Source organism: Candidatus Vicinibacter affinis (genome assembly GCA_016714365.1).
In the GTDB taxonomy this organism is placed as follows: domain Bacteria; phylum Bacteroidota; class Bacteroidia; order Chitinophagales; family Saprospiraceae; genus Vicinibacter; species Vicinibacter affinis.
Genome location: JADJNH010000005.1, coordinates 3,084,298 through 3,101,911, shown reverse-complemented (window position 1 = coordinate 3,101,911; position 17,614 = coordinate 3,084,298). Strand labels below are relative to the sequence as shown.

General features: G+C 35.5%; 12 protein-coding genes and 2 tRNA genes. 6 read left to right on the top strand and 8 right to left on the bottom strand.

Annotated elements, in window-relative coordinates:
• The first annotated feature begins 90 nt into the window (after positions 1-90).
• The 3 genes from IPJ53_12365 to IPJ53_12355 all read left to right on the top strand — a co-directional run bounded on the left by IPJ53_12365 (position 91) and on the right by IPJ53_12355 (position 2,851).
• Entirely contained in the window at positions 91-1,818 is a 1,728-nt protein-coding gene (locus IPJ53_12365) for a hypothetical protein (GenBank protein MBK7799895.1), read from the top strand.
• 489 nt (positions 1,819-2,307) lie between these two features.
• Positions 2,308-2,619: a hypothetical protein gene (locus IPJ53_12360; GenBank protein ID MBK7799894.1), complete on the top strand. Its 312-nt coding sequence runs from the start codon at positions 2,308-2,310 to the stop codon at positions 2,617-2,619.
• Between the two features lie 49 nt (positions 2,620-2,668).
• Positions 2,669-2,851, top strand: a complete 183-nt coding sequence (locus tag IPJ53_12355) for a hypothetical protein (protein MBK7799893.1) — start codon at positions 2,669-2,671, stop codon at positions 2,849-2,851.
• 70 nt (positions 2,852-2,921) lie between these two features.
• Here IPJ53_12355 and IPJ53_12350 read toward each other — a convergent pair whose 3' ends face one another.
• The 8 genes from IPJ53_12350 to mqnE all read right to left on the bottom strand — a co-directional run bounded on the left by IPJ53_12350 (position 2,922) and on the right by mqnE (position 11,904).
• On the bottom strand, positions 2,922-3,545 hold the full coding sequence (locus IPJ53_12350) for a LysE family transporter (GenBank protein ID MBK7799892.1): 624 nt from the start codon (positions 3,543-3,545) through the stop codon (positions 2,922-2,924).
• Positions 3,529-5,109 carry a GH3 auxin-responsive promoter family protein gene (locus IPJ53_12345; GenBank protein MBK7799891.1) on the bottom strand — a complete coding sequence of 527 codons (1,581 nt, stop codon included), beginning with the start codon at positions 5,107-5,109 and terminating at the stop codon, positions 3,529-3,531. The genes IPJ53_12350 and IPJ53_12345 overlap by 17 nt, the downstream gene beginning before the upstream one ends.
• A 586-nt stretch (positions 5,110-5,695) precedes the next feature.
• A tRNA-Pro gene (locus tag IPJ53_12340) sits at positions 5,696-5,770 on the bottom strand.
• Positions 5,771-5,997: 227 nt separating this feature from the next.
• Positions 5,998-6,089, bottom strand: a tRNA-Ser gene (locus IPJ53_12335).
• Between the two features lie 1,633 nt (positions 6,090-7,722).
• Positions 7,723-9,132 (bottom strand): chromosomal replication initiator protein DnaA, encoded by a 1,410-nt coding sequence (dnaA, locus tag IPJ53_12330; protein ID MBK7799890.1) that lies wholly within the window; start codon positions 9,130-9,132, stop codon positions 7,723-7,725.
• Between the two features lie 206 nt (positions 9,133-9,338).
• Positions 9,339-10,100 carry a menaquinone biosynthesis protein gene (locus IPJ53_12325; protein ID MBK7799889.1) on the bottom strand — a complete coding sequence of 254 codons (762 nt, stop codon included), beginning with the start codon at positions 10,098-10,100 and terminating at the stop codon, positions 9,339-9,341.
• Positions 10,090-10,707, bottom strand: coding sequence for a histidine phosphatase family protein (locus IPJ53_12320; protein ID MBK7799888.1), 618 nt, complete (start codon positions 10,705-10,707; stop codon positions 10,090-10,092). The genes IPJ53_12325 and IPJ53_12320 overlap by 11 nt, the downstream gene beginning before the upstream one ends.
• 3 nt (positions 10,708-10,710) lie before the next feature.
• Entirely contained in the window at positions 10,711-11,904 is a 1,194-nt protein-coding gene (gene mqnE, locus IPJ53_12315) for an aminofutalosine synthase MqnE (GenBank protein ID MBK7799887.1), read from the bottom strand.
• A 128-nt stretch (positions 11,905-12,032) separates the two neighbouring features.
• Between mqnE and IPJ53_12310 the strand changes: the two genes are divergently transcribed.
• From IPJ53_12310 to IPJ53_12300, 3 genes are all read left to right on the top strand, one after another.
• Positions 12,033-12,920 (top strand): glycosyltransferase family 2 protein, encoded by an 888-nt coding sequence (locus IPJ53_12310; GenBank protein ID MBK7799886.1) that lies wholly within the window; start codon positions 12,033-12,035, stop codon positions 12,918-12,920.
• A gap of 148 nt (positions 12,921-13,068) precedes the next feature.
• The gene (locus IPJ53_12305; GenBank protein MBK7799885.1) at positions 13,069-15,894 is read left to right on the top strand and encodes a TonB-dependent receptor; all 2,826 of its coding nucleotides are present in this window, start codon (positions 13,069-13,071) and stop codon (positions 15,892-15,894) included.
• A 29-nt stretch (positions 15,895-15,923) separates the two neighbouring features.
• A complete protein-coding gene (locus IPJ53_12300; GenBank protein ID MBK7799884.1) occupies positions 15,924-17,513 on the top strand; it encodes a T9SS type A sorting domain-containing protein in 1,590 nt (529 codons plus the stop codon).
• The last annotated feature ends 101 nt before the right edge of the window (positions 17,514-17,614 follow it).

The window sequence follows — 17,614 nt, the reverse complement described above, 5'->3', positions numbered from 1 at the left end:
AGTTATTCTTGTTTTATTACATTTAAACAATTCTGATACAGTAACTTATTGAATAGTTCAATAAGTTACTGTATTTTCAAATCCAACCAGATGAAAAATATTTGCTTAATTCTCTTTTTGTTTTTTGTGATTGAAAAAAGTTACACACAAGTAGTTATAAATCCGAAAGGGACAAAGGTAGAGGTTGACAGCAGTAAATGGGGAATTATAGGTAATAACATATTCAATAAAAATACTGGAAATATAGGTATTGGTACTTCAAATCCAATGGCACAACTTCACACAACATTGGGTGTCCGATTTGAAGGCATTGGAATAAATACTGCCAATACCAAAATTCTGACAACGGATGTTTCTGGAAATGTTACTACTCGGTTATTTTCCAGCTTTCTAAATGGCAATGCAATTACCTCATTAAATGGTTTGACAACTTCAATCCAAACGTTTGCAATCGGAAATGCAGGTAGCAATTTCAATATTGTTTCTGCTGGGTCTTTACATACTTTTAATTTACCAAATGCTTCAGCGGTTAACAGAGGAGCTTTAACTTCTTTAGATTGGAGTAACTTCAATAGTAAAGAAAATGCATTAACTTTTTCAACTGGTTTGACAAGAATCGGTAATACAATAACGATAAACACGAGTCAGAATATTAACACTTTATCCAATCTTACTTCCAATGGATTAGTTAAGACTTCTGGCGGTACAGGGGCTTTATCTATTGCGACTGTGGGTACAGATTATTCATCAGGAACTGCAACGCTAGGGACAGGCATACTAAAAACCACAACAGGAACAGGAGTCCTTTCCTTGGCTGTTGCAGGAGATTTTCCAATATTAAATCAAAACACATCCGGTAGTGCTGCAACACTTACGACCCCAAGAAATATTTATGGTGGTAGCTTTAATGGAAGTGCAGATCTTATTAATATCATAGCCTCAACTTATGGAGGAACTGGAAATGGATTTACAAAATTTGTAGGACCAGCAGCTTCAGAAAAAACGTTTACCTTACCAAACGTCAGTGCAACAATCTTAACAACTAATGCTGCTGTAACCGCTGCACAAGGTGGAACAGGTATTACAAGCTACACAATTGGAGATATTTTATACGCTGGCACTCCATTAACTTTAAGTAAATTAGCGGGCGTGGCAATAGGAAGCGTTTTGATCTCAGGTGGAATATCAACGGCTCCATCTTGGGGGAAAGTGGGGTTGGCTTCACATGTCTCGGGAGTATTACCGATTGCTAATGGAGGAACAAACTCTTCAACTGCTTTAAATAATAATCGAATAATGATTTCTTCCGGGAATGCAATTATTGAATCGCCAGCATTAACAAATGGACAATTATTAATTGGATCTGGCTTAGCTAATCCTGTTGCAGCAAATCTAACAGCCGGTACTGGCATTGCCATTACCAACGCTGCCGGATCAATTACTATATCTTCCAACACATCCACGATTAGTCAAGTTACAGGTACAAATACATTGAATACCACTAGCAATACGGATGTATCCTTCAGTACACCCATGTCAGTTATTCCAGGAGCAGGAAATTTCTTGGTATTGTTTACAGGCCAAGTATCAAATGACTCTAAATCAAATATTATTATTTCTATTTACAGCAATGGTTCAAAAATAATCCATACAGAAATGGAATCCACATCAAGTTTTGGCGGTGAGATAAATTCACTTGGAACAAATGCATATATAACTAATCTTTTAGCCGGTCAAACCATTGAAATTAAGTGGCATACAGATTCAAATACAGCTTCAATTTCTAATCGAACATTGATAGTTCAAAAGGTTAATTGATTATTTAACTGCAATTAATTTTTGATCTAAAAAAATCGTTTAAAAAAATGGTTGATTAGTTGGCGCAAATGCATCTGCTTAAATAGCAATAAGGTATATTCCAAAAAGACTATACATATCGTCCACCTAATTTGAGTTTTGCACCCATAAGCCATTATTATTAAAAATTTTATTATTTATGTTTAATTTATTCCAAAAAGATACACTTGCTGTAATGAAATCAAAATGCTATAGCCTAAACATTTAATCTCAATATTTTTCCGTTTAGAATTCGAAAAACACGACACGCCTTCAACTAATTGGATGTACGCTAATTCGATAGGTGAGGTTTGTAATGAAGCAGATTTCTTAAAGTCTCCTGTCTCATAAAGTTTTTGAAATATTTATGTATTTAAACCGTTCAACGTAACTGTAAAATTCAACCTTTGTACAGGAATAATAAATTTAACTTCATCAGAGAATGTTGACTGGCAAATTTAAATTAAAGACTTGCCGAACTTGTCTGTCGGGCCTTATCATACCAACACAGTCGCCAGACTTCAATTGGTAATGGAATTGCTGCGTAAAAGAAAAACCAGGAACCGAAAGATATTTATGATTACAGATGGGAAACCAACCTGTATCAAATTTTGTGATGGAAATTATTTTCAAAAAAGTGCAGGTCATGATCCTAAAATAATCAATAAAACCATTAACCTAGAGATGCAATGTAAAAATTTGAATATTCCGGTGACTACATTTATGATTGCACAGGATCTATGCCTCAAGAAATTTGAGGAGGAGTTTCCGGAAGCCAATTAGGGAATAGCCTTTTTCTCAGGGTTTCAAGGTTTTGGGCAATATATTTTTGGTGCCGATTACCAAAATAGTAAAAAAAGAACTTTCCAGGGTTCAGGGATTAAAAGATGCGGTTCAGGATGCTGTAAAAATTTCCAAAGAATCAGAATTGCTGATGATGGAATACCTTTTGTACATTCTCTCTGAATACGGCCTCTTCGATTGGAAAATTATCAGAGGCTCCAGCAGGTTTTAGGACTATCTCTTTTCTGCATTAAAAGGTTTAGGTTAAAAGTCATGCCAGTTAATTAAAAGAAATGTGAATGTCACTTGATCATTACAATAAAATAAATCACATACAAACCAAACAGAATAAGTCCCAAACTTAAAAAGAAATTTAAATAAAATATTATGCTGTGATTCAAAAATTTTGCTAATTTATGAGCTAGATATACCTTTAACAAATCTATTGAAAAAACTGTAATTAATATACTGCAATAAAAGCTTAACGTTTCAAAAGTGTAAGATTTATTATCAAACGATACAGTTGCGTTTATACCGAGCCAAAAAAAGTAAACAAAAGGATTCAAACTATTAAATAAAAATCCTTGAAGCCCTAATGGTAGAGTTTTTCTTGGGATTACTTCATTTTTATCTTCTGGTTTATTCCTTGTTAAAGAACCATTGATTCCGAACCCGACCATAAATGCTCCCCCCAAAAGACCTAATACATTTTTAGAAATTGAGTCAATTATTATTACTTCCATTAGAAATAGACTCAATAAGCAAACCAAAGCATCACTTATACATATACCAGCAGCAAAATAAAACCCATTTTTAAAACCTTTTATAATACTGATTCGGATTAAAGCAAAGAAAACTGGCCCAACCATAAAGGTTAACATTAAACCAATTGCAATTCCTCTTCCAATATTATGATAAAGGTCCATTAGTATTGGTTGTAGGCTCTGAACGAGTCAGATGGTCAAGCCATTTAGAATACTTTTCACTATTTAATACACGGGGAAACTTACCTTGTCCCCCATACTTTCCATGAATTTTCATCCAGCTATAAAATAAGTTTGGGGAACAAAATTTAACTTTGATTTCTTTCAAAGCCGATTGGCGTTCCACTTTATAATCATCATTTAATTCACAAAGAATTTCATCTAGTCTTTCAGAAACAATTTTTTCATCTAGTGAGTAATTAGAACCAAGAAACCACTGATGTGCAAACAAAGTCCCCGAGGATATACCTGTTACAGTGAATTCAGGAATTTCAATTTTAAATTCTTCAGCAATTAATTCTATTGCTTTTTCCATATTTTCCATAGAAAGGTGTTCTCCACAAAGGCTCAAAAAATGCTTAGTTCTACCGGTGACAACAATTTCGCTTTTTTCCTTATTTATTATTCTGATGGTATCACCAATCAAATATCGCCAAACACCCGCGCAAGTACTTAATAATAGGGCATATTCAACTCCTTCCTCAATCTCATCTATCATCATTGTGACAGGGTCTAATTTTAAATCACCATTTTTATTAAAATTATTCGGATTAAATGGAATGAATTCAAAAAAAATGCCACGGTCTGTAACTAGTTTCAAGTTTTCTTTTGGATGGCTTTGGTAAGCAATAAAACCTTCCGATGCTAAATAAGTTTCAATGGTTGTAACCGGTTTCCCAAAAAGCCTTTCTAGATTTTTTCTGTAAGGTTCAATACATACTCCACTATGTATGTAAGCACTTAGATTTGGCCAAATTTCGTGGATGCTATTTAACTTGTAATAGTGAATAATCTTTTCAAGTAATATTTGTATCCAAGAGGGCACACCAACCAATATTCCAATGTCCCACTTATGTGCATTCTTTGTTATTTCCTCTATTTTTTTATCCCAATCAGTAATTTCAGATATCCTTTTACCTGGTTTGTATAAATTTTGAAACCAAAATGGAATTTTTTTTGCTGCAATACCACTGAGATCACCTTCAAAATAATTGCCAATCTTATGTAATTTTGTACTTCCTCCAAGCATCAACCAAGATTTGCTGTAAGTTGTGAATGGTATGGAATCATAATTTATCAATGAGCTCAACTGGTCAATACTGGTTTTTTTTAATGACTTTAACATGCTACCGGTTAGTGGAATCCTTTTACTGCTTGTGCCTGAAGTGCCAGAACTTAATGCAAAATATTTAACTTCACCTGGCCAGCATACATCCGTCTCTCCCTCAATTGATTTGTACCACCAATCATCAAATATTTTATCGTAATCAAATATGGGAACTCTTGATCTAAATTCTTGATACCATCTTGGTGATTGATTAGCTTCTTTATCACAATTATTAAGGATTTCATCAAATTTGTAGAATTCCCCAAATTTTGTTTTTTTAGCACTGTTAATGAGTTTTTTCAATTGTTTATTCTGTCTAGATAAATCTGAATAAAGCATTTTATTAGACCTTGTCCGAAAGGACATCCCTTGTCTGATCAATTCATTGACGATAACCATAATTTTATATATTGGAAAATGGAAAAACTGGAATGATAAGATGGTTATAAATTTTGAAAAAACTCCAATCTATTGATGTTATTAATTTATTCTATTAATTTCAATATTAATATTTCATTAAATATCTGGATAGGCATCCTAATAAAAGTAGACAGAAAAGAATCATACATTAAAGTAATCAGATGGATTTGATTTTGATTGGCAATAATGATGAAAAAAAAGAGTTATGACACAATTCATAACTCCTCATTTTTGGTCGTGGCCGAGGGATGCAGACGCTCTCAGCATAACTAATTTTCAAAATTTTCTCTACACTTGCTGAGATTTCAGCATTCGAACACATGACTTTCCCCAAATAACTTCTTACTTATGTAAAATGAAAAAGTCCTTGCATATCATGCAAAGACTTTTTTGGTCGTGACCGAGGGATGCAGACGCACCAAAGGGTGGTCTGCATGCCGACCGAAGCTTCGGCATTCGAACTCTTGAGGATACCATTGAAATTGGTATAGTTAAAATATTATCAAATGAATTTAATGGCAAAAAAAAAGAGTTATAATTTTCATTATAACTCCTTAACAATCAGTCGGGGCGGAGGGATTCGAACTCTCGACCCCCTGCTCCCAAAGCAGGTGCGCTAACCGGACTGCGCTACGCCCCGAATTTGAAACAACGTTTGGCCAAATCAAGATTTTTACTGTCTAAAGTAAATTTTCAACGACCTACCATTGCCTTTTTGAATTTCCCCGCAATATTAATACTATATAACGGGAGATAACTCGATTTTTAAATATTTTTTAGCAAATAGTCCAATGGGGAACAAAAGCTGGTCAATTTAATTGACTTTTCCTACCGCCATACAGCCTAAATCTAAATTTAGACCGAGATTGGCGGTGAGGGAGGGATTCGAACCCTCGGTACCCTTTTCAAGGTACGACGGTTTAGCAAACCGTTGGTTTCAGCCACTCACCCACCTCACCTATAAATGCTAAAAAATACTATATTTTAAAATAGAAACTCCATTGAGTCCTAAAATGAAAAACGAACAAAAAAGACGAGGACGGTACGACGGTTTAGTCCCCAACTTGTTGGGGATTGGTTTCAGCCACTCACCCACCTCACCTATAAATGCTAAAAAATACTATATTTTAAAATAGAAACTCCATTGAGTCCTAAAATGAAAAACGAACAAAAAAGACGAGGACGGTACGACGGTTTAGTCCCCAACTTGTTGGGGATTGGTTTCAGCCACTCACCCACCTCACCTATAAATACTAAAAAAGTAATATTTTAAAAAACATTAGAACTCCATTGAGTCCCAATTATAAAAAAATCTCTAGCATTAAAATGGGGTACGACGGTTTAGTCCCCAACTCGTTGGGGTTTGGTTTCAGCCACTCACCCACCTCACCTATAAATACTAAAAAAGTAATATTTTGAAAAAGCATCAGAACTCCATTGAGTCCCAATTATAAAAAATTCTTAAGCATTAAAATGGGGTAGGACGGTTTAGTCCCCAACTCGTTGGGGATTGGTTTCAGCCACTCACCCACCTCACCTATAAATACTAAAAAAGTAATATTTTAAAAAACATTAGAACTCCATTGAGTCCCAATTATAAAAAAATCTCTAGCATTAAAATGAGGTAGGACGGTTTAGTCCCCAACTCGTTGGGGATTGGTTTCAGCCACTCACCCACCTCACCTATAAATACTAAAAAAGTAATATTTTAAAAAGCATTAGAACTCCATTGAGTCCAAATTATAAAAAGATCTCTAGCAATAAAATGAGGTAGGACGGTTTAGTCCCCAACTCGTTGGGGATTGGTTTCAGCCACTCACCCACCTCACCTATAAATGCTAAAAAATACTATATTTTAAAATAGAAACTCCATTGAGTCCTAAAATGAAAAACGAACAAAAAAGACGAGGACGGTACGACGGTTTAGTCCCCAACTTGTTGGGGATTGGTTTCAGCCACTCACCCACCTCACCTATAAATACTAAAAAAGTAATATTTTAAAAAGCATTAGAACTCCATTGAGTCCCAATTATAAAAAAATCTCTAGCATTAAAATGGGGTAGGACGGTTTAGTCCCCAACTCGTTGGGGATTGGTTTCAGCCACTCACCCACCTCACCTATAAATACTAAAAAAGTAATATTTTGAAAACATCGGAACTCCATTGAGCCCCAATTATAAAAAATTCTTAAGCATTAAAATGGGGTAGGAAGGTTTAGTCCCCAACTCGTTGGGGATTGGTTTCAGCCACTCACCCACCATATAATGAATAAACATTTTTCCTATTTTATAAACTTACACCTCCTTCGAGATAAAAATAAGGTTCATTTTTAAGGAATAGCTGAAATAATAATAACGACATTCTATTCCACAAAATCAAACAAAAAAGTCAGACTCGCATGCCGATCTGCTGTCAAAAAATGAGTGGCAAAAGTATAAAATTCTTACTACATCACAAAAATTATCGTTGAAATAAGGTAAATGACAGGGCTTTTATTTCAAACTGCGAGCAACGAACTTTACATGTTAACTAATATGTATGTATAACTTCTTAATATTGAGATAGATAATAGTAAAGCAGAAGAAGATAATCCTATTTAAGTCCCAGGCTTTTGATGATGATCTTTTCGAGCTTGTGCGTCAGGTCTTCAAAGTTTTTATCGGTCTGCATCAAGTTTTCAACCGTTTCACAAGAATAGATTACAGTGCTGTGGTCCTTACCACCGAAAGCGTCTCCAATCACCGAGAGTGGCTTATTTGCCAATCTTTTTGAAAAATACATGGACAGTTGTCTTGCTTGGACAATATTGCGTTGTCTGCCTTTACCTTGAATACTGGCAATTGGTATTTTAAGATGTTCAGCAACAATTTTGGTAATGGATTCAATGGTTATTTCTTGTGATACTTTATTTGAAAAACTAGCCAAGATATCTTTCACAAGTTCTACAGTAATTTCCTGAGGATTAAGCGTTGCGTGCAGCTTTAAATTTACCAGCAGTCCTTCAATTTCTCTTATGCTGGTTTTCATGTTGTGGCAAATCAATTCTTTAATATTCTTGGGAAGACTCAGGTCTTTTTCTTCAAGTTTGGACTCGAGAATTGCCATCAAAGTTTCATAATCTGGACTCATGAGTTCGAGTGAAGCTCCCCATTTAAATCTGCTGATCAATCGATCATCTATTTCCTTAAGGTCCTTTGGTGCACGATCAGAACCCATGATTATTTGCTTCTTGTTTTGATGCATTTGATTAAACAAGTGAAAAAATATTTCCTGAGTTCCTGCTTTTCCGGCGAAGTACTGAATGTCATCAATAATGAGGACATCAACAGAATTGAAAAAATTTGAAAAATCAGATATACTGTTATTTCTGATAGACTGAATAAATAGGTTGGTGTACTTATCAGAAGTTAGGTATATGACCTGCAGCTTTGGATATTTTTTTAGAATGGCATTGCCGATGGCTTGCATAAGATGGGTTTTACCCAAACCAACGTCACCAAAGATAACAAGAGGGTTAAACAGATCTCCCGGCTTTTGGCAAATCTGAATACCTGCCTGACGGGCAACGCGGTTGCAATGGCCTTCAATAAAATTTTCGAATTGATAATGAGGATTTAGATTAGAGTCTACATGATGTTTTTTTATTCCAGGTATAACAAATGGGTTTGTAATTCCGGATGGACCACTTTCTTTGGAGTCTTTATGTTCTCCTTTTAACTCCTTTCTTTCAACTCCCGGTTTTTTATAATCGTCTACAGCAATTCGGTATTCAAGTTTTGCCCTTTGACCAAGAGAACCTATCAGAGCCTCTTTTAAAATGCTTAAATAATGGGTTTCCAAATGAGAAAGAAAAAATTCATTTGGAACCTCCAATGTCAATACCTTCCCTTCAAGTTTTACCGGCTTTATGGGAGAGAACCATGTATTGTAATGTTTAGGCGATAAAGACCTGCGCACCGATTCCAGTACCTGGCTCCAAGTAGCAACATGGTCTTGACTCATTATAAATTGGTATATGAAAACAATAAAAACTGAACCAGTTTAGGATATGCTGCAAAAATGTTAAAAAATATTTGGATTCCCTAATATATCTTAGATTTTTACCAAAAACTTGGAATATTAAAATTTAAATATTTGAAAGATCTAAATTTAAATATTAAGTTTAATTAGTATGTGTAATTTTCTAATAAATTATTTAACCTGCCTGCCTAAATGTTAACGGGCAGTGATAGCCCCAACAGTTTGAAGAAATGAGTAAGCGCATCTCTTTTCTTTTGATCAAATTTGTATGAAATATTTTTTGAATAATATTCCTTGAGGCCAAGATTTAAAGGGTAATCTGCTAAGATCTTTTCAAGGTTTTTTTCATTTGAAAGAAAATCTTTTATGCATTGATTAAATGATTGGATCACCTCATTAGGAATTTTAGTTTTACTGACCCATATAGCAAAAGTAAAAGGGTAACCAGTGAGCTCTTTCCAGATTTTTCCAAGGTCATATTTATATCGGTATTTCTTTTCTGCTTCAAAAGCCCGATCTCCAATGATTAAATATCCATCAGCATCTTCGGTTTGTTGACCATTTACCAATAATTGTATCTCTTTGGACGCCCAAAAATGGGTATTCAAAGTGTGCAATAATAAATTTGAAGTTCTTGAATCCGGGTCCTCTTTAATTGTTTTAATGTCCTCAAATTCAAGATCCGAAAAAATACATACCGTTCTGACTTCACCATCACAACCAATACAATATTCTGAAACCAGATGAAGGTTTTCAAATTGATTTAAGGCTCCTATCGGAAGCAGTGCTATTTCAGCATGATCATTTAACAGAGATTCAGCACACTCTTTTGGAGTTCCCGTTTGAATATCAAACTGACTAAGCAAAGGAGAATTTGTAAAAGCATGTATAAATGGAAGCGCATTAAGGTATTCTACCGAAATAAGCCTGTATTTATGATTAGATTCCATTAAGATGTTCAGTATAGTTTTCTTTAATTAATTCCCACGAATGTCCATTGTAAAAACCATGGTATAAACCTGCGTTTGAGTGTTCAATTTCTTCCATTCTGGACAAAGGCCAATTCTTTAATTTGCATACCAGGGCGCGCAAAGTTCTGCCATGAGTACATACAAGTACTCTCTTCGCTTCTCTGCATTCAAGGTCTGCTAGAAATTCAACCAGTCTGGCTTCTAATTTTGCAGCGCTTTCTCCAAATAGGGCACTGGCATGGTAATCTCCGGATTTCCAACTATCAATAATTTTATAGTATTTTATTAAAAGGTCCGGATCACCTTGTTTTCCTTCATGTTCTCCCCAGCAAATTTCTTTTATTCGTGGATCTCTTTCAATAATTCTTTGCTGATGTTCAAAAAATTGGATGGTCTGGTATGCTCTTTGCATGTCCGAGGCAATAACCAGGTCAAAATTTTTATCACAGAAATTTTTATAAAACGACTCACCTTGAATTAATCCCAAGGTATTCAATTCAGAATCTATCCCACTTCCTTGCACAATACCAAGTTTGTTTTGCTCGGTTTCGCCATGCCTGATAAAATATACTTCCTTTGGATACATTTTTTACAAAACGGGTAAATCTAAATATCCTCTGAATTCATTGTCTTCATCAAACTTTGTGTCACTGTAGTCTTTGAGCTCATTGTAAAGTGAATCTCTTTCAATTGGTTTTTTATTGACAGCTTTGATTAATTTAACCAATTCAACAGTTGAGAGTGATGGAGATTGTTCTTCTGACCCTGCCATAGAATAAATTTTTGTAGTGTCATCAATGGTTCCATCAATATCATCTACCCCAAAACTAAGAGCAAGTTGTGCCTGATTTCGTCCCAGCATGGGCCAATAAGCTTTTATATGATCAAAGTTGTCCAGAAAAATTCTCGATATGGCATAATTACGTAAATCTTCAATGATACTTACTTCAGGTAGGTGAGACATTTCGTTGTCCTGGTTGCGGAACTTTAATGGGATAAATGTTTGAAATCCTCCTGTCTTATCCTGGAGCTTTCTTAATCTATCCATGTGGTCAACTCGGTGGGCAAAGGTCTCTATATGCCCATAAAGTATGGTGGCATTAGATTTCATTCCTAACTGATGCCAGATCTCATGAATTCTTAGCCACTCATCAGAACTACATTTTCCACCGGCAATTTTCTCTCTGATTTCTTCATCAAATATTTCAGCCCCACCCCCTGGTAATGAGTCAACTCCTGAGGCCTTTATTTCTGCCATCCCTTCTTCATAAGATAGCTTTGCCTTCTTGAAGATGTAATGATACTCTACAGGGGTAAGAGCTTTAAGGTGCAGCGCTGGCCGATGCTCTTTAACCTCCCTGAATAGCTTGGTGTAAAAAGCCATATCATATTGAGGCATGACTCCTCCTACTACATGAACTTCAGTAACCTCCTTGTTATCAAAAGATCTTATGATATCCATGATTTCCTCATGGGTATATTCCCACCCCTGGCTTCTTTGTTTAATTAACCTGGAGTAAGAACAAAAACTACAAGAGTAAACACAAATATTGGTAGGCTCTACATGAAAATTACGGTTAAAAAAAACTTTGTCTCCATGTCTTCTAGACTTTATCTCGTTTGCCAAAACCCCTAAAAATGAAAGTGATGCATTTTCATAGAGATACTCAGCATCATTTGTAGAAATTCTATTTTCTTCATATACCGCATGGGCAATTTCCACCAATCTTACGTCTTTTTCTGCTTCAACGAGGTGGTCCGGATGATTTTCTATTAGGTTCATTTAATTGATCTAGTGAATGCAAAGTAAACAGTTTTAATTCAAATTGGTTATCAGATTCGGAATTTTTGAACCTTGAAATTATGAAAGCGAATGAGTGGTATTCTGAGAAATTCCTTTACTTTTGAACAGTGATCTCAGGTTTAATAACAGTTTACAATGAAGATGTCAGAAGATTAGTAGCTGACCTTACTTCTGCTTTCCAGACTGCGGACATAGAATTTGAAATCATAGCCTTGGATGACGGATCTCATCCATCTTTTCAGGAAATAAATACAGGCATAGCAAATGAACAAAATATCAGATATGTAATTCTTCCAAAGAACAGTGGACGTTCTGTAGTAAGAAATACATTGGCTGACATGGCTAAATTTCCTTTTTTGCTTTTTTTAGATGGTGACAGTCATTTGATTGATTTTCTTTTCATTCAAAATTATTTACCTTATCTCAATCAAAAAGTGGTGTTATCTGGTGGAAGAATTTACAATCAGTTGCCACCTGAAAGTCATAACTTGCTACTGCATTGGAAATATGGAATTAAAGTAGAATCCAAATCACCTGAAATTCGTAATCTGCATCCTTATCTTTCGTTTCATTCCAACAATTTTATTGTCCCAAAAACCATTATCAAACAATTCCCTTTTGAAGAGTCCTTGCATCATTATGGACATGAAGACTCTTTATGGGCAAAGCTTCTTGAACTGAATGGGATAAGTATTCTGCATCTTGCCAATCCTGTTATCCATTCAGGACTTGATGAGGCTAATAGTTTTCTGAGTAAATCAAATCAGGCAGTTGGGAACCTGCATCACTTGAATAAAATAGGAAAAAAGATAGGAACGCCTCTCGAAATAATGGCACTTAAATTATCTAATTTTAAATTGGATGGTTTATATCTTTTTTTGTACTCCTTTTTTGAAAGATTGATCACCAGAAATTTACTCAGTAGAAATCCATCATTGTTTTTTTTACAATTGATGAAACTTGGAGTGTTTATCCGACATAAACGCGAGAAATAAGTTTTGCGAATTCATTTTTTACATATTAATAAAATATATAATATCTTAATTTCTTCAAACATTTAAAAATTTAAGCCAAAGATTTGGTGGATTCTCTTAATTTTCTCAAATTGCATTAGAAACCAACAATATTCTACAAAACAACCAAATGGCCAATCTGAATAATTTTAAAGTATTAAAATTATATTTAATTTTTATTGGGTTATTAATCAGTTCTATACATGCTCTTCAGGGGCAAAATATCGTTAAAGGGGTTTTGCGCGATTCCAAATCGGGAGAACCCTTGATCGGAGCTACTGTAATCGTCAAAGGGACCTCTGAGGGAACAATTTCTGACTATGAAGGTGCCTTTGTTTTGAAAACTTCGATTCCGCTACCACTGGTCCTCGAATTGCGATACAGTGGCTATGCCACAATTGAATTTCCATATACGGAGGCGAATAAATCTGTGAACATCAGCATGGAAGAAGAATCCATTCAGATTGAAGTAGTAGAAATTACTGGTCAACGAATCAGCGATAAACAAAAATCCTCCCCCCTAACCGTGGAATCAATGGACTTGCTTGCCATAAAAGAAACTCCGGCGGCCAACTTTTATTCCGGCCTGGGAAGCCTCAAAGATGTAGATCTCACCACTGCAAGTCTTGGTTTTACTATTATCAACACAAGAGGATTCAACAGTACCAATCCTGTAAGATCTTTGCAATTGATTGATGGCGTCGATAATCAATCACCTGGTCTTAATTTTTCCCTTGGAAATTTTTTGGGTGCTTCCGAATTAGATGTGTTGAAAGTAGACTTGATTGTTGGAGCCAGTTCCGCTTTCTATGGACCTAATGCGTTTAATGGAGTGATAAGTATGGAAACCAAAAGTCCATTTCTTCATAAAGGTCTTTCTGCTTTTAGTAAAATTGGAGAACGCAATTTGTTTGAAGGTGGGGTGCGTTGGGCAGAATCCTTTCGAAATAAAAAGGGGAAAGATGTTTTTGCCTACAAACTTAACTTTTTCTACTTCAGAGCAAATGATTGGGAGGCAGACAATACAGAACCTGTCTACGAATCTATTTCTAAAAAAAGTAATCCGGGCGGTTATGATGCCGTAAATATTTATGGAGATGAATACCAGTCAGATTTTGATTTCAGAAGTGCACTGATCACATATCCAGGGTTAAACATTTTTCATAGAAAAGGGTATCGAGAGAAAGATTTGGTAGACTACAATTCCTACAATATTAAAACTAATCTGGCTTTGCATTGGAGGTTAAACCCAGGTAGAAGTTTTGATTCACCGGAAATAATTATGTCCTCTGGTTTTGGTGGTGGAACTACCGTGTTCCAAGGAGATAACCGCTTCAGTTTAAAAAATATAAAGTTTTATCAACACCGCTTGGAATTGCAAAAAAAGGATCATTATTTTTTAAGATTTTATGCGACCCATGAAGATGCAGGAGATTCTTATGATCCTTACTTTACTGCTTTGCAATTACAACAAAGATCCAGTAATAATTTTAGTTGGTTGACGGCCTACAGTAATTTTTGGTCCGTGAATATCGCACCAAAGATTAGAGCAATGGAAGGATATCCAAAAATTTCAGATTACCTGGGTAGGCCAAATGAATACAAAACTGCCATTGATAATTTTACAAATGGCATCACTGACTCTTTAGTAGTCTGGCATGCGCAAGCACAAAACGTAGCAAATTTGCCAAATGCCATCATTAAAACAAACGCATACTATCAACCGGGAACAAGTGCATTTGATTCTGCATTTACAGACATAACCACCCGCCTTGCAAATTCTGAAGGAGGAACTAGATTTTATGATCATTCGGCCCTTATTCACAGTCAAGGTGAATATGTTTTTAAAGACCTGCTTACCAACGATTGGATTTCAGATCTTGACATTACCACAGGATTTAGTGGACGCTTATATTTACCTAATTCTAAAGGCTCAATCTTGCTGGATACAGGAAGTGCAGATATCAAAACCCATGAATGGGGAATCTATTTTGGTCCTACCTTTTCCTTTTTGGAAAATAAGTTGAAACTAAATTTAACTGCAAGGATGGATAAGCATCAAAATTTTGATTACTTATTTTCTCCTGCGGCTTCAATAGTGTACCAGCCATCCAAAAATAATTATCTAAGAATTTCATTTTCATCTGCTATCAGAAATCCTACCTTGACAGATCAATATTTGAATTACAACGTTGGCAGGGCAATTCTTCGAGGAAATATTAATGGCATTAATAATCTAATTACAGTTCCTTCATTTGTTGACTTTTTAAACAGCGGTTTAAGAGATACGTTGGTTTATTTTAATGTACCTCCCATAAGACCGGAGCAAGTAAAAACTTTTGAAATGGGATATCGCACTACCTTATTCAACAGTTTGTTTTTGGACATGGGTTACTATTTCAGCAGATATAAGGATTTTATTGGTTATCAATTGGGGGTAGATGCTTTTATTCCTCAGGGATCAGCTTTACCAACTACCGTACAGGCTTATCGTATATCTTCTAATGCAACCGATATAGTCACCTCTCAGGGATTTTCAATTGGAGCCAATTATTTTTTTCGCGAAAAATATGTGCTTAAGGGAAATTATTCCTGGAATGTCTTGAACACTCAGTCAGATGACCCAATTATTCCAGCATTCAATACGCCAGAAAATAAATACAACATCGGATTGAGTGCCAGAGACATGAGTTTGTTTGGATTAAAAAATATCGGATTTAATGTCAACTATAAATGGATTCAGGGATTTCAATTTGAGGGATCACCACAATTTACCGGATTTATATCAAGCTACAATCTTACAGACGCACAAGTAAATTGGAACTGGAAACCAAGAGACCTTACTTTCAAATTAGGCGCTTCAAATGTTTTTAACCAAAAATCATATCAGACATACGGTGGCCCATTAGTGGGTAGGCTTGCTTATTTCAGCATTTTGTATGAATTCAAAAATTAAATTATTTTAGAAAATTTTAAATCAATATTATGAAAAAAAATTACTTTGTATTATTTGCTTTTCTGTTGCAAGTGTCCTTGTCGTTTGCACAGAACAGGTATCTTGATCCAATGTTTGGGGTTCAGAGAACTCCGAATGTGGATTATGGTAAAAACATTGGGATTATTACCGGGGCACCTGCACCGGAAGACTTGAAAGTTGATATTTACACTCCTGTGGGAGACACGAAAACAGATCGGCCTTTAGTGCTCATTGCACATACTGGTAGTTTTCTTCCACCTTTGTACAATGGTCAAATCACTGGGTCACGTTCTGATTCAACTGTAACTGCGACTGCCGCTTATCTTACATCAAGGGGTTTTGTGGTGGGAACATATACGCATAGGTTGGGTTGGCTGCCAACGTCAACAGATCAGAATGTAAGAACCTCTTCCTTATTGCAAGCAGCATACAGAGGTATTCAAGATACGAGATCTTGTATCCGATTTTTCAAAAAATCTGTTGCGGAAGCTGGAAATCCTTATGGAATCGATCCTTCTAAAATTTGTGTTTGGGGTATTGGAACAGGTGGATATTTATCCTTAGGAGCTGGAAGTTTGAATGATTTTGGGGAAGTCATATTGGATAAATTTATCGATACAAAAACCCTGACTCCCTATATTGACAGTACCATACTTGGAAATATTTACGGGACCTCTCAAGCTGCAATCTGTTTGCCGAACCATCCGGGTTATTCATCAGATTTTCAATTGAGTGTTAACATGGGCGGCGCATTAGGAGATTCTACCTGGTTGGATGGGGAAGCTGTTGAGCCAGCCTATGTTGGTGTACATTGTCAGAATGATTTCTTTGCTCCATATTTTGAAGGAGCTGTGATTGTACCTACAACTGGTCAATTTGTGATTTATGCAACCGGAACTAGAAAATGCATTGAATTAGCAAACAAATATGGCAGCAATGATATTTTGAAATCTGTTAATGCGGATCATGATCCTTTAAAGGATTTGATTGCCGCTCAGAAAACCAATAACATTGTTTTGCCTCTTACCATGCAAAGTATCATCCAGGGAACTGATAATTTTTATGGCTTTGATATTCCTTTAATTTACAACAATGCAGTAGTTCCACAAGGCTCTCCATGGGATTGGTGGGATTTGAATACCTTAAAGGCTGTGGTTACAGCTGTCAATGCAGCAAGAGGCACAAATTTTAATGCAGATTCATTACACCTCAGCGGACTTCGGACCAATCCTGATATGTCTTCTGCAAAAGCACGCAGATATTTGGATACAGTTTTTGCATTGGTGATGCCGAGAGTATGTGTGGCTTTAAAATTGGGATGTACTTATGTGGGATTAAAAGAAGTGAATGAAGAAGAAATCGGACTGGTTGTTTTACCAAATCCCGCTCGTGAAAATATGAGATTCGAAACTTCTGATAAAAATCCAATCGAATCAGTGTATTTCTATGATATGGAAGGTCGGTTAATGAAAGCTCATACCAACTTAAATTCAAATCAGGTAAATATTCCGAGACACAATTTAAATGCAGGAATTTATCTTGCTCAAGTTAGAACAAAGGACAAAGTAGTCACTAAACAAGTTGTTTTTCAGGATTAACTTTAATTAAAATTAATTCAATTTGAAAACTGTCCCCGGCACTTGGGGGCAGTTTTTTTATTTTTGATGTTTTGGTGTAATTTTATTTTCTAAGAAAATTT

Bases quoted from the DNA above. Each gene is read 5' to 3' on its own strand.
- IPJ53_12365 (MBK7799895.1), top strand. From the start codon at position 91: ATGAAAAATATTTGCTTAATTCTCTTTTTGTTTTTTGTGATTGAAAAA.
- IPJ53_12350 (MBK7799892.1), bottom strand. From the start codon at position 3,545: ATGGACCTTTATCATAATATTGGAAGAGGAATTGCAATTGGTTTAATG.
- IPJ53_12345 (MBK7799891.1), bottom strand. From the start codon at position 5,109: ATGGTTATCGTCAATGAATTGATCAGACAAGGGATGTCCTTTCGGACA.
- dnaA (MBK7799890.1), bottom strand. From the start codon at position 9,132: ATGAGTCAAGACCATGTTGCTACTTGGAGCCAGGTACTGGAATCGGTG.
- IPJ53_12325 (MBK7799889.1), bottom strand. From the start codon at position 10,100: ATGGAATCTAATCATAAATACAGGCTTATTTCGGTAGAATACCTTAAT.
- IPJ53_12320 (MBK7799888.1), bottom strand. From the start codon at position 10,707: ATGTATCCAAAGGAAGTATATTTTATCAGGCATGGCGAAACCGAGCAA.
- mqnE (MBK7799887.1), bottom strand. From the start codon at position 11,904: ATGAACCTAATAGAAAATCATCCGGACCACCTCGTTGAAGCAGAAAAA.
- IPJ53_12305 (MBK7799885.1), top strand. From the start codon at position 13,069: ATGGCCAATCTGAATAATTTTAAAGTATTAAAATTATATTTAATTTTT.
- IPJ53_12300 (MBK7799884.1), top strand. From the start codon at position 15,924: ATGAAAAAAAATTACTTTGTATTATTTGCTTTTCTGTTGCAAGTGTCC.